Source organism: Lysobacter sp. M15 (genome assembly GCF_022662515.1).
Classification (GTDB): Bacteria; Pseudomonadota; Gammaproteobacteria; order Xanthomonadales; family Xanthomonadaceae; genus JAKPBU01.
Map to the genome: position 1 here is coordinate 391,509 of NZ_JAKPBV010000014.1, position 23,330 is coordinate 414,838.

General features: G+C 68.7%; 24 protein-coding genes and 1 tRNA gene. 6 read left to right on the forward strand and 19 right to left on the reverse strand.

What is annotated here, in order from left to right; all coding sequences use genetic code 11:
- Window positions 1–20: 20 nt before the first annotated feature.
- The 6 genes from maiA to rplM all read right to left on the reverse strand — a co-directional run bounded on the left by maiA (window position 21) and on the right by rplM (window position 3,629).
- Window positions 21–689, reverse strand: coding sequence for a maleylacetoacetate isomerase (maiA, locus tag MC380_RS15900; protein ID WP_242165857.1), 669 nt, complete (start codon window positions 687–689; stop codon window positions 21–23).
- Between the two features lie 93 nt (window positions 690–782).
- Window positions 783–1,772 (reverse strand): fumarylacetoacetate hydrolase family protein, encoded by a 990-nt coding sequence (locus tag MC380_RS15905; protein WP_242165858.1) that lies wholly within the window; start codon window positions 1,770–1,772, stop codon window positions 783–785.
- A 56-nt stretch (window positions 1,773–1,828) separates the two neighbouring features.
- The gene (locus MC380_RS15910; RefSeq protein WP_242102680.1) at window positions 1,829–2,593 is read right to left on the reverse strand and encodes a 2OG-Fe dioxygenase family protein; all 765 of its coding nucleotides are present in this window, start codon (window positions 2,591–2,593) and stop codon (window positions 1,829–1,831) included.
- Window positions 2,594–2,681: 88 nt separating this feature from the next.
- Window positions 2,682–2,756, reverse strand: a tRNA-Gln gene (locus MC380_RS15915).
- Window positions 2,757–2,804: 48 nt separating this feature from the next.
- On the reverse strand, window positions 2,805–3,197 hold the full coding sequence (rpsI, locus tag MC380_RS15920; protein ID WP_242102679.1) for a 30S ribosomal protein S9: 393 nt from the start codon (window positions 3,195–3,197) through the stop codon (window positions 2,805–2,807).
- A gap of 3 nt (window positions 3,198–3,200) precedes the next feature.
- Complete coding sequence (gene rplM / locus MC380_RS15925; protein WP_242102678.1) at window positions 3,201–3,629, reverse strand: 50S ribosomal protein L13; 429 nt, start codon at window positions 3,627–3,629, stop codon at window positions 3,201–3,203.
- Window positions 3,630–3,824: 195 nt separating this feature from the next.
- Here rplM and coq7 point away from each other — a divergent pair, with 195 nt between their 5' ends.
- Window positions 3,825–4,466, forward strand: a complete 642-nt coding sequence (gene coq7 / locus MC380_RS15930; protein ID WP_242102677.1) for a 2-polyprenyl-3-methyl-6-methoxy-1,4-benzoquinone monooxygenase — start codon at window positions 3,825–3,827, stop codon at window positions 4,464–4,466.
- 173 nt (window positions 4,467–4,639) lie between these two features.
- Here the strand turns inward: coq7 and speD are convergent, their stop codons facing one another.
- Window positions 4,640–5,431: an adenosylmethionine decarboxylase gene (gene speD, locus MC380_RS15935; RefSeq protein ID WP_242102676.1), complete on the reverse strand. Its 792-nt coding sequence runs from the start codon at window positions 5,429–5,431 to the stop codon at window positions 4,640–4,642.
- Between the two features lie 133 nt (window positions 5,432–5,564).
- Here speD and crp point away from each other — a divergent pair, with 133 nt between their 5' ends.
- Together crp and MC380_RS15945 are read left to right on the forward strand one after the other, a co-directional pair.
- Window positions 5,565–6,254 (forward strand): cAMP-activated global transcriptional regulator CRP, encoded by a 690-nt coding sequence (crp, locus tag MC380_RS15940; RefSeq protein WP_242102675.1) that lies wholly within the window; start codon window positions 5,565–5,567, stop codon window positions 6,252–6,254.
- The gene (locus MC380_RS15945; protein ID WP_242102674.1) at window positions 6,251–6,718 is read left to right on the forward strand and encodes a GNAT family N-acetyltransferase; all 468 of its coding nucleotides are present in this window, start codon (window positions 6,251–6,253) and stop codon (window positions 6,716–6,718) included. The genes crp and MC380_RS15945 overlap by 4 nt, the downstream gene beginning before the upstream one ends.
- Window positions 6,719–6,765: 47 nt before the next feature.
- On the opposite strand, the gene MC380_RS15950 is transcribed toward MC380_RS15945, so the two are convergent.
- The 11 genes from MC380_RS15950 to MC380_RS16000 all read right to left on the reverse strand — a co-directional run bounded on the left by MC380_RS15950 (window position 6,766) and on the right by MC380_RS16000 (window position 19,859).
- Window positions 6,766–7,515 (reverse strand): haloacid dehalogenase-like hydrolase, encoded by a 750-nt coding sequence (locus MC380_RS15950; RefSeq protein WP_242102673.1) that lies wholly within the window; start codon window positions 7,513–7,515, stop codon window positions 6,766–6,768.
- The gene (gene trpC / locus MC380_RS15955) at window positions 7,512–8,321 is read right to left on the reverse strand and encodes an indole-3-glycerol phosphate synthase TrpC (protein ID WP_242165860.1); all 810 of its coding nucleotides are present in this window, start codon (window positions 8,319–8,321) and stop codon (window positions 7,512–7,514) included. The genes MC380_RS15950 and trpC overlap by 4 nt, the downstream gene beginning before the upstream one ends.
- Window positions 8,318–10,108 (reverse strand): Mur ligase family protein, encoded by a 1,791-nt coding sequence (locus MC380_RS15960; RefSeq protein ID WP_242165862.1) that lies wholly within the window; start codon window positions 10,106–10,108, stop codon window positions 8,318–8,320. Before MC380_RS15960 ends, trpC begins: the two co-directional genes overlap by 4 nt.
- Window positions 10,109–10,374: 266 nt before the next feature.
- On the reverse strand, window positions 10,375–13,170 hold the full coding sequence (gene cphA, locus MC380_RS15965) for a cyanophycin synthetase (RefSeq protein WP_242102670.1): 2,796 nt from the start codon (window positions 13,168–13,170) through the stop codon (window positions 10,375–10,377).
- Window positions 13,171–13,181: 11 nt separating this feature from the next.
- Window positions 13,182–14,024: a cyanophycinase gene (locus tag MC380_RS15970; protein WP_242102669.1), complete on the reverse strand. Its 843-nt coding sequence runs from the start codon at window positions 14,022–14,024 to the stop codon at window positions 13,182–13,184.
- Window positions 14,025–14,188: 164 nt separating this feature from the next.
- On the reverse strand, window positions 14,189–15,229 hold the full coding sequence (trpD, locus tag MC380_RS15975; protein ID WP_242165864.1) for an anthranilate phosphoribosyltransferase: 1,041 nt from the start codon (window positions 15,227–15,229) through the stop codon (window positions 14,189–14,191).
- Between the two features lie 20 nt (window positions 15,230–15,249).
- Window positions 15,250–15,828, reverse strand: coding sequence for an aminodeoxychorismate/anthranilate synthase component II (locus MC380_RS15980; RefSeq protein WP_242165866.1), 579 nt, complete (start codon window positions 15,826–15,828; stop codon window positions 15,250–15,252).
- Entirely contained in the window at window positions 15,828–17,330 is a 1,503-nt protein-coding gene (trpE, locus tag MC380_RS15985; protein WP_242165868.1) for an anthranilate synthase component I, read from the reverse strand. Before trpE ends, MC380_RS15980 begins: the two co-directional genes overlap by 1 nt.
- Before the next feature lie 198 nt (window positions 17,331–17,528).
- Window positions 17,529–18,467 carry a lipid kinase YegS gene (gene yegS / locus MC380_RS15990; protein ID WP_242165869.1) on the reverse strand — a complete coding sequence of 313 codons (939 nt, stop codon included), beginning with the start codon at window positions 18,465–18,467 and terminating at the stop codon, window positions 17,529–17,531.
- A gap of 374 nt (window positions 18,468–18,841) precedes the next feature.
- Window positions 18,842–19,513: a ribulose-phosphate 3-epimerase gene (gene rpe, locus MC380_RS15995; protein ID WP_242102664.1), complete on the reverse strand. Its 672-nt coding sequence runs from the start codon at window positions 19,511–19,513 to the stop codon at window positions 18,842–18,844.
- 4 nt (window positions 19,514–19,517) lie between these two features.
- Complete coding sequence (locus MC380_RS16000; protein ID WP_242102663.1) at window positions 19,518–19,859, reverse strand: DnaJ domain-containing protein; 342 nt, start codon at window positions 19,857–19,859, stop codon at window positions 19,518–19,520.
- A gap of 63 nt (window positions 19,860–19,922) precedes the next feature.
- Between MC380_RS16000 and MC380_RS16005 the strand changes: the two genes are divergently transcribed.
- The 3 genes from MC380_RS16005 to MC380_RS16015 all read left to right on the forward strand — a co-directional run bounded on the left by MC380_RS16005 (window position 19,923) and on the right by MC380_RS16015 (window position 22,439).
- Window positions 19,923–20,819: a phosphoribosylaminoimidazolesuccinocarboxamide synthase gene (locus MC380_RS16005; protein ID WP_242102662.1), complete on the forward strand. Its 897-nt coding sequence runs from the start codon at window positions 19,923–19,925 to the stop codon at window positions 20,817–20,819.
- Between the two features lie 167 nt (window positions 20,820–20,986).
- The gene (locus tag MC380_RS16010; RefSeq protein WP_242165872.1) at window positions 20,987–21,481 is read left to right on the forward strand and encodes an Mpo1-like protein; all 495 of its coding nucleotides are present in this window, start codon (window positions 20,987–20,989) and stop codon (window positions 21,479–21,481) included.
- Window positions 21,482–21,524: 43 nt separating this feature from the next.
- Entirely contained in the window at window positions 21,525–22,439 is a 915-nt protein-coding gene (locus MC380_RS16015; RefSeq protein WP_242165874.1) for a DMT family transporter, read from the forward strand.
- 27 nt (window positions 22,440–22,466) lie between these two features.
- Here the strand turns inward: MC380_RS16015 and MC380_RS16020 are convergent, their stop codons facing one another.
- Window positions 22,467–23,327 carry an NAD-dependent epimerase/dehydratase family protein gene (locus MC380_RS16020; RefSeq protein WP_242165876.1) on the reverse strand — a complete coding sequence of 287 codons (861 nt, stop codon included), beginning with the start codon at window positions 23,325–23,327 and terminating at the stop codon, window positions 22,467–22,469.
- Window positions 23,328–23,330 lie beyond the last annotated feature (3 nt).

Here is a 23,330-nt window from a genome sequence, read left to right on the forward strand (position 1 = left end):
GCACGCCGGTATTTCGCCGCTCAGCCCTGATGTTCGGGGGCATCCGGCTGCCGCTCCGGCCGGGCGTCGTCGAAGGCGGGCAGCGCGAGACAGGCGGCTTCGATCCGAAGCAATGTCGGAAACGCCGCCAGGTCCGTGCCGTAGCGGCGCGCGTTGTACAGCTGCGGGATCAGGCAGCAATCGGCGACGGTAGGCGCGTGTCCCTCGCAGAACGCGCTGGTCGCCGGGTTGTCGGCGAGCAGCTGCTCGAACGCGTGGAAGCCTTGCTCCATCCAATGCCGCACCCAGGCGTCGCGCTCGGTCTGGGGGACATTCCATTCGCGTTCGAAGTACTGCAACACCCGCAGGTTGTTGAGCGGATGGATGTCGCAGGCCACCAGTTGCGCCAGCGCCCGCACCCGCTGGCGGCCTCGTGCGGTTGCGGGGAGCAACACCGGCTCGGGCCAAACCTCGTCCAGGTAGTCCAGGATCGCGAGCGACTGCCGCAGCATGCGATGCCCGTGCTGCAGCACCGGCACCAGCTGCTGCGGGTTGGCCTCACGGTAGGCCTCTGAATGCTGCTCGCCGCCATCGCGCAGCAGGTGCACCGGCACCGTCTCGTAGCGCAGGCGCTTGAGGTTTAGCCCGATGCGCACGCGGTAGGCGGCGCTCGAACGCCAGTACGAATACAGGACCAGCTTGTCGACCACGGCACCGTTCCCCTGCGGTTCCGAGTTGTCCCACACGTTAGCCTGCCTTCCCGGGCCCGTGGGCGCCGCCGGTCGCACCGCGACGCGCGCCGGTCATGGCGCAGGCTGGCGCTCGATGCGCTGTTCGATCGCGCCGAACAGGCTGGCGCCCGCCCGGTCGAGCATCTCGATACGCACGGTGTCGCCGAAACGCATGAAGGGGGTCACCGGCTTGCCGGTTTCCAGGGTTTCGACCGTGCGCTTCTCTGCGAAGCAGGAAGCGCCCCGGGTGGTGTCCTGATTGGCGATCGTGCCCGACCCGACGATGGTGCCGGCGATGAGCGGCCGCGTCTTCGCCGCATGCGCGACCAGCTGGGCGAAATCGAACTGCATGTCCTCGCCCGCCTCGGGCGCACCGAACCATTCGCCGTTGATGTGAGTGAGCAGCGGCAGGTGCACTTTGTTGCCGCGCCAGGCTTCGCCGAGTTCGTCGGGCGTGACAAACACCGGGCTCAGCGCCGAGCGCGGCTTGGACTGCAGAAAGCCGAACCCCTTCGCCAGTTCGCCGGGGATCAGGTTGCGCAACGAGACATCGTTGACCAGGCCGATGAGCTGGATGTGCGCGGCCGCCTGTTGCGGCGTCACCGCCATCGGCACGTCGTCGGTGACCACCACCAGCTCGGCTTCCAGGTCGATCCCGTACTCTTCGCTGACGACCCTGACCGGATCGCGCGGCCCGTAGAAGCCGGCGCTGGTCGCCTGGTACATCAGCGGATCGGTGTAGAAGCTTTCCGGCACCTCGGCGCCACGGGCCCGGCGCACGCGCTCGACGTGCGGCAGGTAGGCGCTGCCATCGACGAATTCGTATGCACGCGGCAGCGGCGCGGCCAGCTGGGCGAAATCGACATCGAATACGCCGTCGGCGCTGTCCTGGTTCAGTGCGTCGGACAGCGCGTTGAGGCGCGGCGCCGCGTTCGACCAGTCCTCAAGCGCCCGCTGCAGGGTCTGCGCAATGCCGGTTGCCCGCACCGCACGCTGCAGGTCGCGGGAGACCACGATCAGCGTGCCGTCGCGGCCGCCTTCCTTCAGTGAGCCAAGTTTCATGCGGCCACTCGCGAAAAATGGATCCGGATTGTAGCTGGCGCCGGTAAAGGGGCGTGTCAGTCGTCGCCCTGGAAGCCTGCGGCGCGATAGGTCAGCACCAGCGTGTCGCGATGGCCATAGCCGGACAGCGGCTGGATCGGGGTGGTCTCATGGATCATGCGCACATCGTCGAGCAGCAACATCGACCACGGTTCGAAAAGGGTGAAGCGCTGGCCGGCGGGGCCCTGTGCCTCGAACACGCGGGTTTCGCCACCCTTGATCCCCTGACGGTCCACCAGCACGACCGCGACGAAGTCGACCCCGTCGCGATGCGCGCCTTCCGGCGTCGGCCGGCCGATGCCATCACTGGTGTCGATGCGGAACTGGTGGGCCTCGATGTACCAGCGCGCGACCGGCATGCGGCGCGAACAGATCGTACCGATGGACGCCAGCAGGTGCGTCCATGCAGACTGCGCGACGACCGCCGGGTCGACCGGCTCGAACCAGCGACGCATGCCACCGTGCAGCGCGTTGTAGTCCAGCGACTGCCAGTGCGCGCGGTGCGGCGCCTGGGCCAGCGCCCCGTCCTGGAGGACGAAGCAGGAATGCCGCCGCTTGCGGTAGCGGCCGCCATCCTTGAGATAGGTGTCCGGCCGCAGATCGTCCCAGCTCGGCTTCAATGCATCGAGCGCAGACTGCGCATCGCCGGATAGGGCCATGACGTCCGCCGGCGCCACGACGGCATAGCCGCGGCTTTCCAGGTCGGCGTCGAGCGCACCAGACGCGGTATAGGGGGCTTGGAAACTGGCGACCATGGCGGCGGCGGCAGGGGAATGCGGCATTTTCGCATCGCGGCCGGACGTTTCGGCAATGGAAAACGAAAAGCCCGCCGATGGCGGGCTTTCGTGGTGCGTGGACTTGCGAGGAATCTGGCAGCCCCGGATGGATTCGAACCACCGAATGCCTGAGTCAGAGTCAGGTGCCTTACCGCTTGGCGACGGGGCTATGAAGGCGATTGTAACGCCGCCGCAGGCGCGGCGGCGTCGATCCCACTTAACGCTTCGAGAACTGGGTGGCGCGGCGTGCCTTGTGCAGGCCGACCTTCTTGCGCTCCACTTCGCGCGCGTCGCGGGTCATGAAGCCTGCCTTGCGCAGTTCCGACTTCAGCGTTTCGTCGTACTCGACCAGCGCGCGGGCGATGCCCAGGCGGATCGCGCCGGCCTGGCCGGTGGTGCCGCCGCCCGATGCGGTGACGACCACGTCGAACTTGTCGGTGTTCTTGGTCAGTTCGAGCGGCTGGCGCACGATCATGCGTGCGGTCTCGCGGCCGAAGAACTCCTCGATCGGACGATCGTTGATGGTGATCTTGCCCTCGCCCTTGCGCAGGAACACGCGGGCGGTGGAGGACTTGCGACGGCCGGTGCCGTAATTCTGGTTGATTGCCATGACTTAGAGTTCCAGGATTTGCGGCTGCTGGGCGGCGTGCGGGTGCTCGGCACCCTTGTAGACCTTGAGCTTGCGGTACATGGCGCGGCCGAGCGGATTCTTCGGCAGCATGCCCTTGACCGCGATCTCGATGACGCGCTCGGGATGGCGCTCCAGCGCCTGGGCCAGGGTCTCGGTCTTGAGGTTGCCGACGTAGCCGGTGAAGCGGTGGTACTGCTTGTCGGCCAGCTTGTTGCCGGTGACGACGATCTTCTCGGCATTGACCACCACCAGGTAGTCGCCGGTATCGACGTGCGGGGTGTAGACGGGCTTGTGCTTGCCGCGCAGGCGGCGGGCGAGTTCGACGGCGAGGCGGCCGAGGGTCTTGCCGGAAGCATCGACGAGATACCAGTCGCGCTGGACGGTCTCGTTCCTTGCAGAAAAGGTCTTCATCACTGGACTCTGATGGCGGGTTACGTGGTCGGGTTGGTTCCGCCGGATTGCCCGTGGGAACTTCGCCTCGCGTTGTCTGGCGTCCGGCCTGGGACCGGGCGACAAAGAAGCGGAATCATAGCTCCATGGGCGTTTCGCCGCAAGCCAGCGGGCGCCGCGGGCGCGCCGGGCGGCGCTTGTCGCACAATGACCGCCATGACCGCACGCCACCTGACCCTGGCCGACCGTGTCCTGATCGAGGCCCAACGGGGCCTGGACAGCGTACTCGGACGCCCCGCCGCCCAACGCCCCAACCCGGCCGGGGACGATGCCGAGATCATCCTGGACGCGGACGAACGTCGCCACGCCGCCGGCCTGATGCGCATCAACCATGTCGGCGAGATCTGCGCCCAGGCCCTGTACAGCGGCCAGGCGGCCGTGGCCCGCGACGAGGCCACCCAGGCCGATCTGCTCGCCGCCGCCGCCGAGGAAACCGACCACCTGGCCTGGTGCGCAGAGCGTCTGGACGAGCTCGGCAGCCGGCCCAGCCTGCTCAATCCGGTCTGGTATGCAGGCAGCTACGCCATCGGCGTGCTCGCCGGCCTGCGCGGCGACGGCTGGAACCTGGGTTTCGTGGTCGAGACCGAGCGCCAGGTCGAGGCACACCTGGCCGAGCACCTGCAGACCCTGCCCGAAGCCGACCTGCGCAGCCGCGCGATCCTGCAACAGATGAAGGCCGACGAGGCCCGCCACGCCGACAACGCCGAGCAAGCCGGCGCCCGGGTCCTGCCGCAACCGGTGCCCTCGCTGATGGCGGCGGCCTCGAAGCTGATGAAGACGGTCGCGTACCGGATCTGATGTGGTACCCGCGCATCCCATCCGTCGTCCCGACACCAGTCCCCTGAGTCAGGGGGCGATTCGCGCCGCTGGCGCGAATGGGGGTGTGGCAGCGCGCGGCGGGGCCCGGAGTTTGCGCAGCAAACTTTGGGGTTTTCCGGGCGCGAGCCCGGGAAATGCCTATTCGAGCAGGCCTATTCGACCAGGTTGCGCCCCTGGTACAGCTCTTCGATCTCGCGCCGCAGCCGCGCCTCGATCTTCATCCGCTCCTTGAAGGACAGGTTCTTGGCCTTCTCTTCGAACAGGTAGTTGTCCAGGTCGAAGTCCTTCAGGTGCATCTTGGTGTGGAACAGGTTTTCCTGGTAGACGTTGACGTCGAGCATTTCGTAGCGCGACTTGATGTTCTTGGCCAGGTAGTCCTGGATCGAATTGATCTTGTGGTCGATGTAGTGCTTGCGGCCCTTGATGTCCCGGGTGAAGCCGCGCACGCGGTAGTCCATCACCACGATGTCCGATTCGAGGCTCTCGATCAGGTAGTTCAGGGCCTTCAGCGGCGAGATCACGCCGCAGGTGGACACGTCGATATCGGCGCGGAAGGTGGCGATGCCGTTGTCCGGATGGGTTTCCGGGTAGGTGTGCACGGTGATGTGCGACTTGTCCAGGTGCGCCACCACGGCGTCGGAAATCACCCCCTTGGCATCGGCCTTGTCGATGACCGGTTGTTCGGAGATCAGGATCGTCACCGAGGCGCCCTGCGGGTCGTAGTCCTGGCGGGCGATGTTGAGGATGTTGGCGCCGATGATCTCCGCAACGTCGGTGAGGATCTGGGTCAGGCGGTCGGCGTTGTATTCCTCGTCGATGTACTCGATGTAGCGCCGGCGCTCGTCCTCGGAGGCCGCGTAGCACACGTCGTAGATGTTGAACGACAGCGACTTGGTGAGGTTGTTGAAGCCCTGCAGCTTCAGGCGCGGCAGCGGTTTGACCACAGCGGCAAATCCCGGGGTACGGCGAGGGGCGGGATTATAGGGCGAACGCGCAGACAGGACCGGACCGGCGTGTATCGATTGCCGTGACCGGCGCAACCGCCTACTCTTGCGACTTGCTCCGTTCCGCGCCGATATGAATCCATCCCCCCTGAACCTCCTGATCGGCAGCAGGCGCCCCACGAGCCCGCTGGCACCCGATGCAGCCACGATCGAGCGTTTCCTCGCACAGTGCCATCGCCGGCGCTATCCGGGCCGTACCGATGTGTTCCGTCCGGGCGATCCGGCCGGCACGCTCTATTACGTGATCAGCGGCTCAGTCGCGATCCTCACCGAAGAGGACAACGATCGCGAACTGATCCTGGGCTATTTCGGCGGCGGCCAGTTCGTGGGTGAGATGGGCCTGTTCATCGAATCCGAGGCGCGCGAGGTGATCCTGCGCACCCGCGTGCCCTGCGAGCTGGCCGAGATCAGCTACGAGCGCGTGTACCAGCTCTTCGACGGCCCGCTGGCCGCGGACGCGCCCAAGCTGCTCTATGCGATCGGCACCCAGCTCTCGCGCCGCCTGCTCGACACCAGCCGCAAGGCCGGGCGCCTGGCCTTCCTCGACGTCACCGACCGCATCGTGCGCACCCTGCACGACCTGGCGCGCGAGCCGGAGGCGATGAGCCATCCCCAGGGCACGCAGCTGCGGGTCTCGCGGCAGGAGCTGGCGCGGCTGGTCGGCTGCTCGCGCGAGATGGCCGGCCGCGTGCTGAAGAAGCTCCAGGTCGACGGCAAGCTGCATGCCCGCGGCAAGACGGTCGTGCTGTACGGCACACGATGACCGTCCGCCGCGCCGCGCATGAGGAGGTGGACGCGGATCTGCGCAGCGCCTCGCTCATGGATGCGGACGACGTGGCCGGGTTGCTGACCGAACTCGGCTACCCATGCGAGCGCAGCGAGGCGCTCGAGCGCATCTCCTCGATCATCGACAACGACCGCCAGGTGCTGGTGGTTGCGCGCCTGGGCGGCGTGGTCTCGGGCCTGATCGCGCTCGACTTCATGTATTACCTTCCCCTGGGCACCTATACCTGCCGCGTCACTGCACTGGTGGTCACGCCCGAGGCGCAGGGCCGCGGCCTGGGCCGCCAGCTGCTGCGCGAGGCCGAACGCCGCGCACGGGCCGGCGGCGCGGCCCGGATCGAACTCACCAGCGGTTCGCAGCGCGCCGATGCGCACGCGTTCTACAAGGCCTGCGGCTACAGCGACGGGACCTTGCGTTTCATCAAGCGGCTCGGCGACGCGTAGGGCGGGTTCGGACATCGCGAGACCGCGACGGCGGGTCAAGACCCGCCCTAGGTGGGCTCCGACAGGACTCCCACGCCCGACGACACCACCTCGCCCGCACGCCCTTCGCAGCCCCAGTTGAGGATCGGCGTGCCCGGCGGCAGGTCGCGCCGGAACGCCGCAACCGCGTCCTCCTTCGGATTGACCACCACCGGACGCCGCGCCGCCTGCAACAACGGCAGGTCCGCGCGGCTGTCCGAATAGGCGATCGCGATGTCCACGTAGCCCCGCTCGCACAGCATCCGCACCTTCTCCCGATGGTGGCAATGGCGCTTGGCGCCGACCGCACCGAATTTCGGCCCGACGAGGGTGCCGATCACCGGCACATCCTCGTGCGCGACGAAGGCCAGGATCGCGCGCGCGAGCTCCGGCGGCGCGCCGGTGGCGATCACCACCAGGTCGCCCGCGCTGCGGTGGCGGTGCAGCACCTCCAACGCGACCGGCAGCAGCCGCGAGCGGATCTCGTCGACATGCCCGGCGACGTAACGGTCGATCAGCGCGTCCAGGTCGCGGCGGCGGTGCAGGCCGACGGTCCCGACCCAGACGAAGGTCGAGATGCCCGCCCGCCGGGTCGGCAGCCAGGCGATCATCGGTCCGGCGACTGGAGCGACCAGCAGCGCAAGCAGGCGCCGCCACCAGGCGCGTTCGACCAACCAGCGGAACAGATGCCCGCCCGAATCGCCGTCGTACAGTGTGTGGTCGAAGTCGAACACCACCAGCGGCGCGCCAGGCTCGGCGGAAGGAAAGCGCGCGCTCATGGGGTGGCGAACAGCTCGGCCAGTGCGGCGCCCGGATCGGGCGCCCGCATGAACGTTTCGCCGACCAGGAACGCGTCCACGCCGGCGCCGCGCATGCGCGCGACGTCCCCGGAGGTGGCGATGCCGCTTTCGGTGACCAGCAGCCGATCGCCGGGCACGCGCGCGCGCAGCGCCAGGGTGGTGTCCAGCGACACCTCGAACGAACGCAGGTCGCGGTTGTTGACGCCCAGCAGCGGCGCCCGTCCGGCCTCCGTGTCGACCGCCAACGCACGCTCCAGTTCGTCGGCATCGTGCGCCTCGATCAGTACGTCCATGCCCAGCTGCATCGCCTGGGCTGCCAGCGCCTGCATCTGGGCGTCCTCCAGCGCGGCGACGATCAGCAGGACGCAATCGGCCCCCAGCGCGCGTGCCTCGAACACCTGGTAGGGGTCGATCACGAAATCCTTGCGCAGTACCGGCAGTGAACAGGCGGCGCGGGCCGCCTGCAGATGGCGATCGTCCCCCTGGAAAAAGTCCACGTCGGTCAGCACCGACAGGCAGGCCGCGCCGCCGGCCTGGTAGCTGCGGGCGATCGCAGCCGGGTCGAAGTCCGGGCGGATCACGCCACGCGACGGACTGGCCTTCTTGATCTCGGCGATGACCGCGGGGCGACCACGCGCGAGCTTCGCGCGCATGGCATCAGCGAAGCCGCGCGCCGGCGCTGCGGCGCGCGCACGCGCCTGCAATTCCGCCTGCGGGACCTCGCCCCGCCGCTGCTCCACTTCCTCTCGTTTGCGCTGCAGGATCCGCTGCAGGATGTCGCTCATGCGCTGGTTCCGTTCCGCTCCGGCAGCGGATCTCCCGGACGCCATTGTCGCGCACGCATGGCATCCAGCGCCGCGACCACCGCGTCGCGGGCCGCGGTCTCGTGGATCGGCAACACCACCAGGTCGCCATCGCGCATGTCCTGCAGCAGCAGGCGCGCAGCGGCGACTTCATCCAGATGGGTCTGGATGCGCTCGTCGGCGAGGCCGGCTTCGCGCAGCGCCTGGCGCATGATCGCGGCGATCTCGCCCGGCTGGCGGCCGCGCTCGTAGCCGGCGATGTCCTTCAGGATCACCCGCTCGGGCCGGTAGCCGGCGACCGTGGTGGCCACCGCGCGCAGATCGTCGTCCTCGCGGTTGCCGGCATGGCCGAGCATCACGCCCATGCGTCCCTGCCGGGCATCCGCGCCGATCGCGTGCAGCAGGCCGCGCAGTCCGTCTGGGTTGTGCGCGTAGTCGACCACCACCCGGGCCTGTCCGAACCGCCAGGCCTGCAAGCGACCCGGATTGTCGTCCGGCGAGGCGCCGAACCCGGCCAGGACCCCGACGATGGTTTGCGCAGGCACGTCCATGGCCGACGCGGCCAGCGCTGCCGCGGCGATGTTGCCGATGTTGTAGGCGGCGCGACCTTCCAGCGTCAGCGGCATGGCGGCGACGGCGCCGAGCGTCGCCCCATCGTGGGCGCCAGAGAGCCAGAGCTCCCCTGCCCGCACCCCGCAGGTCGCGCCGCCGCGCGCGCGATGCGCCGCAAGCAGCGGAAGGTCGTAATCCGCAGCGAACCATCCGATCGCGCAAGCCAGCATCGCGGACTGGCGAAGCAGGATCGGATCATCGGCATTGAGCACCAGCAATCCGTCCGACCCGATCGCGCGCGCGACCACGAGCTTGGCCGCGGCCAGGTCACCGAGATCGTGCACGCCGTATTCGCCGAAATGATCGGCGCTGATATTGGTGACCACAGCCACGTCCGCGTCGCACAGCGCCAGCCCGCGCCGCAGGATGCCGCCGCGCGCGGTTTCCAGCACCGCCGCCTGGGCTTCAGCGTGGCGCAGTGCGGTGCGCGCGCCGCCGGGTCCGGAGAAGTCGCCGCCCTCGATCAGCGCGTTGTCGAAGTACACGCCCTCGGTGCAGCTGTGCGCGGTGTGCAGGCCGTGCGCGCGCAGGATCGCCGCCAGCAGGCGCACGGTGGTGGTCTTGCCGTTGGAGCCGGTGACCAGCGCCGCCGGGATCGCATGCAGCTGCGACCATGGGACATCGTCGACCACGGGCAACGCCTGGATCGGCCAGCTGCGAGCGCCCGTGCCCGCACCGATGGACACGACATCGTCGTCGGCCAGGAACGGCAGCCCGCGCGCGGTGGCCTGTGCCCGCAGCGCCACCAGCGCCGGCCTGGCTTCGCCGGCCGCGAGCCCCTGCAGCCGCCGCAGGGCCTCGTCGCGGGGGAAGGTCGCCGCATGCGGGCGCGAGGCACCCTCGTCATCGACGACCGGCTCGGTGGCCTGCAGTCCGAGCGCGTCGTACCAGGCCCATTCGGCGACTTCGGTGGCCGCGTACAGCTGGTCGAACGGCGCGGCGAAGGCCAGCGAGGCTCCGCTCCGGTGACGCCGCACATGCACCTCGCCTGCCGGCCACCCGAGCGTATCCCGCGCGGCGGCGATGTTGTCCGCCCATCGGGCCAACGTCGCATCGTCGAAGGCCAGGCCGGGCGCGGTCTCCAGCGCCGCACCGGTCGCGTCGAAATACAGGTTGCAGCCGGTCAGCCGGCGCGAATCCACGAATGGTTCGGGCATCAGGGCTAGTCGTCCCATGCGGAGTGGGTCGCGCCGGTCCTGAGGCCGTGCAAGGCAAGGAAGAGCGAGGGCGCGTATGTCGATACGCAACCGAGCGATGACGCTGCATTGCGCGGCGTCAGGGCCGGCCCATTGGGTTGCTTTTCGATGGCCGTCATGCGGCGACGCACTGCTTGACCTGGCGGCCAGCTAGACACTGCGCCGCGCAACACCATCTTGCGGCCATTGAAAAGCAACGCGATCTGCTTCGCATGGGATGACAAGCCCTAGTCGTCGGTTTCGCGCTCGAAGCGCAGGCCGCGCTCGTCGCGGACCACGCCCTGCATGGCGGCGACCACGGCCTCGTCGGCGCTGGATTGCGGCATCGGCTGGGGCCCGGCGGCGCCCGGCGATGGGCGCGGGCTGCTGCCGTCGGACTTGAACTTGATGATCTGCTTCCACGACCGCGCCAGCGCATCGGCGAACACCAGGATCAGATCGCCCGGCAGGCCCATGCGCAGCGCCGCATCGATCGCCTGCTGTTCGTCGGGAATGATGCTGATCGCCTCGCCGGACACGTCCGCGTCCCGCAGGGCCTGGGCGATGATCCGCGGGACTTCGTCGCCGTCGCGCCCGCGCAGCGAGTCGTCGCGGCGCGCGATGTAATGGTCGAACTTGCCCGCGGCCGCCGCCGCGATCGCGCGCAGATCCTCGTCGCGGCGGTCGCCGGGCCCGGCCAGGACCACGATCCTGCGCCCGGTGACGTCGAGCCGCTGCACCAGCCCGGCCATCATCTCCACCGCGTGCGCGTTGTGGCCGTAGTCCATGACCACCTTGAACGGGTGCTCGGCGAACACGTTCATCCGCCCCGGCGCCTGGAAGAAGCTGGAATCGAAGGTGCGCAGGCCTTGGCGGATCGCATCGAGCTTGATCCCGAGCGAAAAGGCCATCGCCGCGGCGACCATCGCGTTCTGCACGTTGTGGGTGGCGCGTCCCTCGAGCGTGGCCGGGACCAGGTGGGTCCACATCAGCGGGATGTGGCTGCCCTTGTCGTATAGGGTGATCATGTGCCCGTTGACCCCGGCCTCGAGCGCACAGGCACGGCCGCCAGCGCGGATGTGCTCGCGCACCAGCGCATGCGACGGATTCATCGTCACGTAACAGATGACCTTGGCGTCGGTATAGCCGGACATCTTCAGCACGTTGTCGTCGTCGGCGTTGAGCACCGCGCATTCGCGCGCGATCTCGACCACGATGCGCTTGATCTCGGCCAGTTGTTCCAGGGTGTCGATGCCCTTGAGGCCCAGGTGGTCGGACTGCACGTTGAGCACCGCGCCCACGTCCACCTCGGGCACGCCCATGCCGGCCCGCACCAGTCCGCCGCGCGCGGTCTCGAGCACCGCCAGGTCGACGTGCGGATCGCGCAGCACCATGCGCGCCGACACCGGCCCGGTCATATCGCCCGCCACGGTGCGCTGGCCGTCGATGTAGACACCGTCCGTGGTCGTCAGCCCCGGCGCGTAGCCGGCCATCTTCGCGATATGCGCGAGCATGCGCGCCGTGGTGGTCTTGCCGTTGGTGCCAGTCACCGCCGCGATCGGCACCCGCGACGGGGTGCCGGGCGGGAACAGCATGTCGATCACCGGGCCCGCCGCGTCGCGCGGCGTGCCTTCGCTGGGCGCCACGTGCATGCGGAATCCGGGCGCGGCGTTGACCTCGCAGATCGCGCCGCCGATGTCCTTGTAGCTCTCCGCGATGTTGGGCGTGATGAAGTCCACGCCGCCCACGTCCAGGCCGATCGCGCGTACCGCTCGCACCGCCATGTCGCGGTTGTCCGGATGGATGACGTCGGTGACGTCGGTGGCGGTGCCGCCGGTGGACAGGTTGGCGGTGGAGCGCAGGTAGACGACCTCGCCATCGGCCGGGACCGAGTCGGCGTTATAGCCGGCCCGCTCCATCATCAGCTTCGCCTGTGCGTCGAGTTCCAGGCGGGTGAGCACCTTCTCGTGGCCGACGCCGCGGCGGGGATCCTGGTTCACGGCTTCGACCAGCTCGGCGATCGTGTGGCTGCCGTCGCCGACGACGTGCCCGGGCGTGCGCCGGGTCGCCGCGATCAGTTCGCCGTTGACCACCAGCAGGCGATGGTCGTCGCCTGGCTGGAAGGTTTCCACGATCACCGAACGCGAATGCTCGCGCGCGGCGTTGAACGCGTCGCGGATCTCGTCGTCGCCGCTGATGTTGATGGTGATGCCGCGTCCGTGGTTGCCGTTGTAGGGCTTGAGCACGACCGGGCCGCCGAGCTTGCGTGCGGCCTTGAGCGCATCGCTCTGGCTGGCCACCAGCTCCTGGCGCGGCACCGGCAGCCCCAGCGAGGCCAGGATCTTGTTGGTCTCCTCCTTGTCGCTGGCCAGTTCCACCGCGATGTGCGGGGTCTTGCCGGTGACCGTGGCCTGGATGCGCTGCTGGTACTTGCCGTGGCCGAACTGCACCAGCGACTGCTCGTTCAGCCGCAGCCACGGGATGCCGCGCTCTTCGGCGGCGCGCACCAGCGAAGCGGTCGACGGACCCAGCGCGCGGCGCTGCGCATAGCGGATGAAGTCGTCGCGCGCCGCATCCCAGTTCCAGTCCTCGCCCGGCGCACCGGAATCGCGCAGCTGCGCCGGCAGCAGCGAATCGATCAGCTTGATCGCCAGCTCACCGGCGGCGATGCCCTCCTCCTTCTGCGCATATTCGTAGACCACCGAATAGACGCCCGGCCGGTCGTCGGAGAGACTGCGGGTCTTGCCGAAGGTCACGTCCTCGCCGGCGACGTTCTGCAGCTCCAGCGCCACGTGTTCCATTACATGCCCGAGCCAGGTGCCTTCGCCCTCGCGCATGCGGCGGATGAAGCCGCCCGGTTCGCGATACGAGCAGCCGTGCTCGGCGAGGCCCGGCAGCGCCGCCACCAGGCCGTCGATGAAATCGTTGCCGAGCTTCGCGGTGGGCCAGTCCTCCAGCACGCCCAGGTCGAGCTCGATCCGGATCACCGGAAAGTGCGCGTACTGCGAAGGCCCGACGTAGACGTTGCGGTTGAGGATGCGCATCGAGCCCTCGCTCAGCTCTTTTCGGTCAGGAGCCTGCCGGGCGATGCCTGGCGGGTATGCAGGTTATACGTAGCGCCGGCCGTGAGGATGTGCACGGTCAGGCCGAGCAGGCAGACCGCCTCGGTCTGGCGTACCTCGGCCATGGAGGAAAACTGCAGGCCGCTGGCGTCCACCACGGTGATCCCGCCGCTGCCCTCCACTTCCATCGTGTTGTCCGGCCCGATGAAGGCCGCGGTGTCCTCGTCCAGGCCGATGCCGATGGCGAACGGATTGAACGCCAGCGCCGCGGTCAGCCGGCCCAGCCGGTCGCGCTGGCGGAAGTGCTGGTCGATGATGAAACGGTTGGTCAACCCCAGCCCCGGCGCGAGGCGCACGCTGCCCGCCCGCGGCGAGCTGCCTTCCTTGCCGAACGCGATCATGTGCTCGCTGAGGATGCTGGCACCGGCGCTGGTGCCGGCCACGTGCACGCCACTGGCATTGCGCGCGCGGATCAGCTTGGCCGCCGAGGTGCCGCCGACGATCGTGGAAATGCGCAGCTGGTTGCCGCCGGTGAAGAACACACCGGTGGCGTCCTCGAGCGCGCGCAGATATTCCTCGCGCTCGCCGTCCTCGCGCACCTGGAAATCGATCGAACGCGCGCTGCCGGCTTCCAGCCGCGCGAACAGTTCCTCGTAACGCGTGCCGGTGTCGGCCAGGCGACTGGCGGTCGGAATGACGACGATGCGCGCATCGCGGCCCCCGCACAGCTGCACGAAACGCTTCAGGATGCGGCGCCTGCTCTCCTTGTCCTCCGCACCGCCGATGGGAATGATCCAGCCCCGTTCCTCGCCTTCGGCGACCCTGCTAGGACACATGCAGCCGCAAACCCCGCTTTCGATGAGACAGGCGGGGCAACATAGCACGGGCTCCGGCTGTTCCTGGAGTCGGCCGCAGCCGCACCCGGCTCGGGCTCCGCACCTGCAAATGCTCGTGCAGGCACCTGCTCCGCGTTCGTGCCTCGCCGCGTGCCCTCACGGATTCATGCACGCTTGTCCGCGGCGCGGCGCGTGGCCGCGACGAAGGCGTCCAGGCGCGCGCGCGCGGCGCCGGAGCCGATGGCATCGCGCGCAAGGCCAATGCCGGTATCGATCGACTCCGCCACGCCGGCGACGTACAGGGCGGCGCCTGCGTTCAGGGTCACGATGTCGCGCGCCAGACCCGGCTCGTTGTCCAGCACTCCGAGCAGCATCGCCTTCGACTGCGCTGCGTCTTCCACCCGGAAGTTGCGGCTGGCGGCCATGGCGATGCCGAAGTCCTCGGGGTGGATCTCGTACTCGCGCACCGCGCCGTCGCGCAGTTCGCCGACCAGGGTGGCGGCGCCGAGCGAGATCTCGTCCATGCCGTCGCGGCCCCAGACCACCAGCGCGCGTTCGACGCCGAGTCTCTGCAGCACGCGCACCTGGATCCCGACCAGGTCCGGATGGAACACGCCCATGAGCACGCTCGGCGCGCTGGCGGGATTGGTCAGCGGACCGAGGATATTGAACAGCGTGCGTACGCCCATCTCGCGGCGGACGGGCGCGACCACCTTCATCGCAGGGTGATGCAGGGGCGCGAACATGAAACCGATGCCGCAGGCGTCGATGCACCGCGCGACCCGTGCAGGCGCGAGCTCGATGTCCGCACCGAGCGCCTCGAGCACGTCCGCGCTGCCCGACTTGGACGACACGCTGCGGTTGCCGTGCTTGGCCACGCGCGCGCCTGCGGCGGCGGCCACGAACATCGATGCGGTGGAGATATTGAAGCTGTGCGCGCCGTCGCCGCCGGTGCCGACGATATCGACCAGATGTCGGCGGTCGGCCACGACAACCGGCAGGGCCAGTTCGCGCATCACCTGGGCCGCGCCGGCGATTTCGCCCACGGTCTCCTTCTTCACCCGCAGACCGGTCAGGATCGCCGCGGTCATCACCGGCGAGACCTCGCCGCGCATGACCTGGCGCATCAGGTCCACCATCTCGTCGTGGAAGATCTCGCGATGCTCGATGGTGCGCTGCAGGGCTTCTTGCGGGGTCATGGGCATGGCGTGGGTCCGTAGGGCCGTCATCCGTCGAGGAAATTCTTCAGCAACGCATGTCCATGCTCGGTCAGGATCGATTCGGGATGGAACTGCACGCCCTGCACGGGAAATTCGCGATGGCGCAGGCCCATGATTTCCTCGACCGATCCGTCGTCGTTCTCGGTCCATGCCGTCATTTCCAGGCATGCCGGCAACGTGGCCTTGTCGACCACCAGCGAGTGGTAGCGCGTGGCCTCGTAGCGATCGGGCAGCCCCGCAAACACACCCTTGCCCTGGTGGTGGATACGCGAGGTCTTGCCGTGCATGATCCGGCCGGCGCGCACCACGTCGCCGCCATAGGCCTGGCCGATGCTCTGATGTCCCAGGCAGACGCCGAGGATCGGAACCCGTGCGCCGAGCGATTCGATCACCCCCACCGAGACGCCCGCCTCGTTGGGCGTGCAGGGTCCTGGCGAGATCACGATGCGTTCCGGCGCCAGCGCGTCGATCGCCTCCAGCGACAGTTCGTCATTGCGCACCACCTTGACCTCGGCGCCGAGCGCCTGCAGGTACTGGACGAGGTTCCAGGTGAAACTGTCGTAGTTGTCGATCATCAGCAGCATCACAGCCCCCTCGCCGCTTCGGCCACCGCACGGAACAGGGCGCGGCCCTTGTTCATGGTCTCTTCCCACTCCGCCTGCGGGTCGGAGTCGTGGACCACGCCGCCGCCGGCCTGGACGTAGAGGCGCCCGTCCTGGATGACCGCGGTGCGGATGGCGATGGCGGTGTCGGCGTCGCCGTGCCAGCCGATGTAGCCGACGGCGCCGGAATACACGTTGCGCTTGACCGGTTCGAGCTCGCGGATGATCTCCAGCGCGCGGATCTTCGGCGCACCGCTGACGGTCCCGGCGGGAAATGTCGCGCGCAGCACGTCGGCGTAGGTCAGCCCGGCTTTCAGGCGCCCCGTCACCTCGCTCACGATGTGCATGACGTGGCTGTAGCGCTCGATCACGAACTGCTCGCCCACCTCCACGCTGCCCTGCTCGGCTATCCGGCCCACGTCGTTGCGACCCAGATCGATCAGCATCAGGTGCTCGGCGCGCTCCTTGGGGTCCGCGAGCAGTTCGGCCTCCAGCGCGCTGTCCAGTTCGGGCGTGGCGCCGCGCGGACGCGTGCCGGCGATCGGACGCACGGTCACGACGCCCTCGCCGTTCGCGTTGTACTGCAGCCGGGCCAGGATTTCCGGCGACGAGCCGACCACCTGGGTCGATCCGGTGTCGATGAAATACATGTAGGGCGAGGGATTGAGCGCACGCAGCGCGCGGTACACGTCCACCGGGCGCGCCTGGAACGGCACGCTCAGGCGCTGCGACGGCACCACCTGGAAGATGTCGCCGGCGCGGATGTAGTCCTGGGCCTTGCGCACCACCTCGTGGTACTGCTCGCGGGTGAAGGATGAGCGGAAGTCGGCCTCGTCGATCGCTTCGGGCACCAGCGTTTCCGGATAGCCCGCGCCGGCATGGCGCAGGCGGTGGGTCAGCGCGTCGAGCCGGCGCGCGGCGCGCGCGTAGGCCTGCGGTTCGCGCGGATCGGCGTGCACGATCAGGTACAGCCTGCCCTTGAGGTTGTCGAACACCGCCAGCTCGTCGCTGAGCATCAACAGGATGTCGGGCGTGCCCAGCTCGTCCGGTTTGCCGCCATCGGCGAGCCGCCGCTCGATGTATTCGATGCACTCGAAGCCGAACCAGCCGACCAGCCCCCCGGTGAATCCCGGCAGGCCCTCGATCCGCGGAACCGCATGCGCCGCGCGCAGGTGCTCGACTTCGGCGAATGGATCGGCCACTTCCCTGCGTTCGACCACCTCGCCGAGTTCGCTGGTTTCCAGGGTATGACCTCGGAATGAAAACACCCGCCGCGCGGGCAGGCCGATGATCGAATAGCGGCCGAAGCGCTCGCCGCCCTCGACCGACTCGAACAGGTAGGTATACGGGCCGTCGGCCAGCTTGAGGTAGACCGACAGCGGCGTGTCGAGATCCGACAGGACCTCGCGCACCACCGGGATCAGCGTGTGGCCGTCAGCGGCGAGCTGCTGGAACTGCGCTTGGGTGAGCGGGACGTGCGACATGACGCTGGTTTTCCTTCGGGGACGGGCAGGCGGAATGCGCCTTCGGTTTGGCAACAGCGGCGTGCGGCCACCATCGCCAGCCGGTGCCGGCCCTGAGGGAATGCGGGGTCGCCTGGTGCGTCATGCAAGCTAATGTACCCAATCCACCTCTGTGGTTGTAGCCACGAAGCGCCGTGGGCCGCATCCGCCGGGGTTTGACTATCGATTTAGAAGCAGTGGGCAGTCCGGCGGCAGATGCATGCGCACGCGTCCGGGCACGCAGTCGATGCGGAAATGGCCCGATTCCACCGGTTCGCCATCCAGGTTGAGCACGATCGGTTCCACCGCGTCGATTTCCAGCCACGACAGCTGACGACGGGTGGCGATGCGATCCAAAGCGGCGTGCCTGCCGTCGGTCAACATGGTGGCGAGCGTCGCCGCCACCTCGCCTTCGAGCTCGGGCACGATCGTCACGTCCAGCAGCCCGTCGTCGATCCGCGCATCCGGGCACAGCGCCTGCCCGCCGCCCGCCTGCCGGCCGTTGCCCACGCCCAGCGCGATGAACCCGCCTTCCCATTCGAACCTGGGCCCATGGATCCGCGCCCGCAGCGGCTCGATCCGCCCGAGCTTCGACATGCCGGTCACCAGGTAGGCCAGGCCGCCAAGCAGCTTCTTCATGCCATCGGGCGTGTCCACCGTGACCTGGGTTCCGAAGCCTCCGCTGGCCAGGTTGGCGGCCCAGTGCACGGAACCATTGGCCACCAGCTTGAGCAGGTCGATCGGTCGCGCAGGTTGGGATTGGATCAGATCGAACGCATCGGCGACGGGTTCGGGGATCTGCGCGGCATCGGCGAAGTCGTTGGCCGTGCCCATCGGCACCAGGCCGAGCGTGGGCAGCGCATCGGCGCCCTCGTCGCGGTGCGCGAGCGCAGTGGCCACTGCGCTGAGCGTCCCGTCGCCTCCGGCTGCGATAACGGTGTCGATGCCGTCAGCGATCGCTTCGGCCACGTAGCGTTCGGCGTCGCCGGCTTCCCAGGTCACCTGCACGCTCAGCGCTATGGCGCGTGCACGCATCGCGGCCACCGCGGCGCGCAGTGGCTCGTCGCCTGCCGACTTGCCGTTGAGGATCAGGCGCCAGCGCTTCGGGGAGTCGCCCATGCGCGCAGGCTAGCGCAGCGGCGCGTGCGCGCAGGTGAACGCGTACGCCTGCCTATTCGCGCCGCGCTGGCAAGGCAAGTGCCGCGGAATACAACGCGCCGCAGCGCGCAATGAACCCGCCGCTGTCGCCTACACGTCACAATTCCGGCGTAGTGTTGAAGGTCATAGCCGCGCCGCGTTGGCATCGCAAGCGCATGAAAGTGACAACGCGCCGCAGCGCGCGACGGACCAGCCGCTGTCGCTAGCCCGTCACAATCCCGGCGTAGCGTGAAAGGTCATAGCCAAGGACGAAACGCGGAGACAGGATGTCTCCATCTTCACCGAGCCGATGCCGCAAGGCATCGGCTTTTTCGCGCCTCCCGTGCGCGCTGAAGCTAGCGCACCGCCGCAACCGCAGCCTTCATCCGCCTGACCACGTCCGCATAGTCGGGATGGCCGAAGATCGCCGAACCGGCGACGAAGGTGTCTGCGCCCGCCGCGGCGATCTGCGCGATGTTGTCGGGCTTGACCCCGCCATCGATCTCCAGACGGATGGGCTTGCCGCAGCTGTCGATCCTGGCGCGCACGGCGCGGAGCTTGTCCAGCGCCGACGGGATGAACGCCTGGCCGCCGAAGCCGGGATTGACCGACATCAGCAGCACCAGGTCCAGTTCCTCGAGCACGTAGTTCAGCACCTCGACCGGCGTGGCCGGATTGAGCACCAGGCCGGCCTGGCAGCCTTCGGACCTGATCAGCTGGACGGTGCGGTGCACGTGGCGGCTGGCCTCGGGATGGAAACTGATCACCGTGGCACCGGCCTTTGCGAAGTCCGGCACGATCCGGTCCACCGGCTCCACCATCAGGTGCACGTCGATCGGCGCGGTCACGCCGTGCTTGCGCAGCGCTTCGCACACCAGCGGCCCGATGGTCAGGTTGGGCACGTAATGGTTGTCCATCACGTCGAAGTGCACCCAGTCCGCGCCCGCGGCGAGCACGGCGTCGACTTCCTCACCCAGCCTGGCGAAGTCCGCCGACAGGATGGAAGGGGCGATCACGGTCGGTTGCATGGGCTCAGGAGTCCTTGCGCTTGCGCAGCTGCTGGATGCGGTCGTAGGCCGAATTGATGGCGCGCGCCTTGGTCTCCGCCTGGCGCCGCAGTTCCGGCGCGGCGCCGGCGAAGCGGTCCGGGTGGTACTGGCTCATCAGGCGCCGGTAGGCCAGGTCGATTTCCGCCTGGTTGGCCTCGGCATCCAGGCCGAGCACGCGGTAGGGGTTGTCGCGCGGGCTGCGGAACCAATCGGCGTCGAAGGCGTGGCCCACGATCAGGCCCACGAGCCCGCCGAACAGCGGGTTGCCGCGCAGCAGCAGCGCGCCAGCGATCACCCCGAGCAGCTTGCCATACCATCGTTCCATCGCCGCAGTTTACAGGCGCGGCGGCGTACACTACGACGCCCCGCGACCGATGACCCCGCGCACGTGGCGACCACCCTGCTCGAAGCCGACCTTCCCGCACTGACCCTGCGCCACCGCGGCAAGGTGCGCGATGTGTTCGACCTGGGCAACGATCTGCTCTTGATGGTCGCCACCGACCGCCTGAGCGCGTTCGACGTGGTGCTGCCCGACCCGATTCCCGGCAAAGGCGAAATGCTGTGCCAGATCAGCAACTTCTGGTTCGGCAAAACCGCGCATCTGATGCCCAACCACCTCACCGGCATCGACGTGGCCTCGGTGCTGCCAGCTGGCGTCGACCCGGCGCTGTATGCGCAGCGCTCGGTGGTGACCCGCAAGCTCAAGCCGGTGCCGGTGGAAGCCATCGCCCGCGGCTATCTCATCGGCAGCGGCTGGAAGGACTACCAGCGCACCGGCCGGGTCAGCGGCATCGCCCTGCCTGACGGCCTGCGCCAGGCCGAACAGCTGCCGCACGCGATCTTCACTCCATCCACCAAGGCGGCGGTGGGCGATCACGACGAGAACATCGACTTCGACACCATGGTGCGCAAGGTCGGCGCCGAACTGGCCGAACAGGTGCGCGACGCCACCCTGCGCCTGTACGCCTTTGCGCGCGACTACGCGGCCGGGCGCGGCATCCTGCTGGCCGACACCAAGTTCGAATTCGGTACCGATGCGCATGGGCGCCTGTACGTGATGGACGAGATGCTCACGCCGGACTCCTCACGCTACTGGCCCGCGGACCAGTATCAGGTCGGCACCAGTCCGCCCAGCTACGACAAGCAGTTCGTGCGCGATTACCTGGAGACGCTGGACTGGGACAAGCGGTGGCCGGGTCCACGCCTGCCGCCCGAGGTGATCGAACGCACCCGGGCCAAGTACGCCGAGGCGCTGGAACGCCTGGCGGGCATCTCGGTCGATTGACCGCACCCGCCGGCCTTTCCCGACGCGACTGATTTCGGGCCGCCGCAGCGGCGGACTGCACTCGCTCGCCGGTCCCTGACACCCAGTGCTTCTCACGGCCCGCCTTCGCGCATGAGAGCACTGGCACAGGCGCTATGCTGGCGTCGGCCCTTCAGCGGAGCGCCGCGATGAACACGCAATCCGATGCGACCGACCGTCCGATCGATCGCTGGTTCGCCAGTTATTCCGGCGACCATCGCAACGACACCAACCAGTGGATCCACGTCTTCGCCGTGCCTGCCATCCTGTGGAGCGTGATCGCGCTGTTGTGGTGCATTCCGGTGCCCGGCACGTGGTTCCTGCCGGGGTTCTGGGCCGCGCTGGCGATGTTCGCCGCGTGGATGTTCTATTTCCGCGCATCGCGCCGGCTGGGCTTCGGCATGCTGCTGGTGTTCGTGGCGCTGGCCTGGCTCACACGCTGGCTGCATCTGGTCTTGGGCACGCAGGGCCTGCTCGTGGCGGCCGCGGGCGTGTTCGTGCTGGCCTGGATCGCGCAGTTCGTGGGCCACAGCAAGCTGTTCGAGGGCAAGCGTCCAAGCTTCTTCACCGACCTGCGCTATCTGCTGATCGGTCCGGCCTGGATCCTGGCCAAGGCCTATCGGCGGCTTGGCCTGACTTGGTGAGTCCGCGGTGTGAACACGCCGTGGTGAGCCGGCGCCGGCCCGTTTGAACGCACCGGTGCGCGCGCACGCCCTGCCTCCGCGCGACATCGTGCTGGTGCTGCTGATCGTCGTGGCCTGGTCGGTGAACATCCTGACTTCGGCGCTCGCGCTGCGCGAGCTGCCGCCTTTCCTGTTCACCGCGTTGCGGTTCGCGTTGCTGGCCGTGCCGCTGCTCCCGTTCGTGCGCCGCCCGCCACCCGGGCAATGGCCGCGGCTGCTCGCGGTATGCCTGTGCGTGGGCGTGCTTCATTTCGGCCTCAGCTTCACCGCGCTGAAGCTGGCAGGCGACTTGTCCTCGCCCGCGATCGTGATGCAGAGCTATGTGCCGATGACCACGGTGCTGGCGTGGTGGTGGCTGGGAGAACGCTTCGGCTGGCGTACCGGCACGGCGATCGCGCTGAGCTTCGCCGGGGTGCTGGTGCTGGGGTTCGATCCGCTGGTGCTCGACCGCCCGGCATCCCTGCTGTTGATGCTCGGCGCTGCGATGTTCCTGGCGGTGGGCACGGTGCTGATGAAACCGCTGCGCGGCATCGACGTGCGCAGCCAGCAGGGATGGATGGCGCTGATCAGCCTGCTGCCGCTGCTGGCGATCAGCGCATGGTGGGAGCCTGGCGGCTTTGCCGCGCTGGCCGATGCGAGCTGGGTGGCCTGGTTCGGTGCGGCCTTCGCCGCGTACGTCGCGTCGCTGCTGGGGCACGGTCTGTACTACGTGCTGGTGCAGCGGCATCCGGTGGCGCAGGTGACGCCGTGGCTGCTGCTCTCGCCCATGCTCGCAGTGGGTCTGGGCATCGCGTTCTGGGGCGACCGACCGGGTCCGCGGCTCTGGCTCGGCGGCGCGATGGTGCTGGGCGGAGTGCTGGTGATCGCGCTGCGGGCGTTGGCCAGATCGCGCACCGCGGTACCTGCAACCGATCTGTAGGGACGTGCCTGTAGGAATGCGGGCGCGTCAGCGCGATTCGAACATGCCGCGCTGCGGATGGAACGGTCGCGGTGCGTAGCCGAAGTCGCGGCGCGCCGGCTCGATGTCGAACACCAGGTCGCTGCGCATGCGGTCCACCGCGGCCTGCCCCAGGCCGGTGGCGATGCCGCGCGACTGGGCCGTCTTCAGGGCCAGCGCGAACAGCGGCGCGGGCAATTCGATCAGCGGCGGCGGCGGCCGCAGCGTCGCCAGCACCCTTGTCACCATTTCGCGATAGGGCAACGTCTCGCCCCCGGGCAGCGCGTAGGTGTTGCCCGCGGTTGCGGGCGTCGCACTGGCACGGAAGGCGGCATCGGCGAGATCGTCGACGTGCACCGGCTGGCGCAGCCCGTTGGCCCTGCGCGGCAGCACGAATCGCCCCCATCGCTGCGCCAGCCCGGCAATGCGGGCCAGCGTGCGGTCGCGCCCCGCGCCGTACACCAGCGTGGGACGCAGCAGGGTCGCGCCTGCATCGCGTGTGCGGGCGCTGTCGAGGATGCGCGCCTCGGCCATCCGCAGGCGCAGCGCCACATCGCGTTCGTCCACATCGGCCGAATCCGCCTTGACGTCGGCGCTGGTGGAACTGAAGGCGACGACGCGCGCTGCGTCCGGCGCGGCCTTCGCGTACCAGTGCGAGAACGAATCCAGCGGGCCGCAGCTGAAGATCGCGTCCACGCCGCGTGGCAACGCGGGCAGCTGCGCGAATTCTCCCTGCAGCCAATGCAGACCGGGCTCGTCGCTGCGCGACTCGCGGCTGAGCGCGGTGACCCGCCAACCGGCGGCCTGCAGCAGGTCGAGCAGCGGCCGGCCGATCTGGCCGCTTGCGCCGAATACCAGGGCGTGCCGCACCGG

Coding starts and splice junctions, on each gene's coding strand:
- rpsI (WP_242102679.1), bottom strand. CDS start 3,197: ATGGCAATCAACCAGAATTACGGCACCGGCCGTCGCAAGTCCTCCACC.
- rplM (WP_242102678.1), bottom strand. CDS start 3,629: ATGAAGACCTTTTCTGCAAGGAACGAGACCGTCCAGCGCGACTGGTAT.
- MC380_RS15910 (WP_242102680.1), bottom strand. CDS start 2,593: ATGCCGCATTCCCCTGCCGCCGCCGCCATGGTCGCCAGTTTCCAAGCC.
- trpC (WP_242165860.1), bottom strand. CDS start 8,321: ATGAGCGACATCCTGCAGCGGATCCTGCAGCGCAAACGAGAGGAAGTG.
- crp (WP_242102675.1), top strand. CDS start 5,565: ATGAATCCATCCCCCCTGAACCTCCTGATCGGCAGCAGGCGCCCCACG.
- yegS (WP_242165869.1), bottom strand. CDS start 18,467: ATGGGCGACTCCCCGAAGCGCTGGCGCCTGATCCTCAACGGCAAGTCG.
- trpD (WP_242165864.1), bottom strand. CDS start 15,229: ATGCCCATGACCCCGCAAGAAGCCCTGCAGCGCACCATCGAGCATCGC.
- coq7 (WP_242102677.1), top strand. CDS start 3,825: ATGACCGCACGCCACCTGACCCTGGCCGACCGTGTCCTGATCGAGGCC.
- rpe (WP_242102664.1), bottom strand. CDS start 19,513: ATGCAACCGACCGTGATCGCCCCTTCCATCCTGTCGGCGGACTTCGCC.
- MC380_RS15970 (WP_242102669.1), bottom strand. CDS start 14,024: ATGTGTCCTAGCAGGGTCGCCGAAGGCGAGGAACGGGGCTGGATCATT.
- MC380_RS15950 (WP_242102673.1), bottom strand. CDS start 7,515: ATGAGCGCGCGCTTTCCTTCCGCCGAGCCTGGCGCGCCGCTGGTGGTG.
- MC380_RS16000 (WP_242102663.1), bottom strand. CDS start 19,859: ATGGAACGATGGTATGGCAAGCTGCTCGGGGTGATCGCTGGCGCGCTG.
- MC380_RS15960 (WP_242165862.1), bottom strand. CDS start 10,108: ATGCCCGAACCATTCGTGGATTCGCGCCGGCTGACCGGCTGCAACCTG.
- trpE (WP_242165868.1), bottom strand. CDS start 17,330: ATGTCGCACGTCCCGCTCACCCAAGCGCAGTTCCAGCAGCTCGCCGCT.
- MC380_RS16010 (WP_242165872.1), top strand. CDS start 20,987: ATGAACACGCAATCCGATGCGACCGACCGTCCGATCGATCGCTGGTTC.
- MC380_RS15945 (WP_242102674.1), top strand. CDS start 6,251: ATGACCGTCCGCCGCGCCGCGCATGAGGAGGTGGACGCGGATCTGCGC.
- cphA (WP_242102670.1), bottom strand. CDS start 13,170: ATGCGCATCCTCAACCGCAACGTCTACGTCGGGCCTTCGCAGTACGCG.
- MC380_RS15980 (WP_242165866.1), bottom strand. CDS start 15,828: ATGCTGCTGATGATCGACAACTACGACAGTTTCACCTGGAACCTCGTC.
- MC380_RS15905 (WP_242165858.1), bottom strand. CDS start 1,772: ATGAAACTTGGCTCACTGAAGGAAGGCGGCCGCGACGGCACGCTGATC.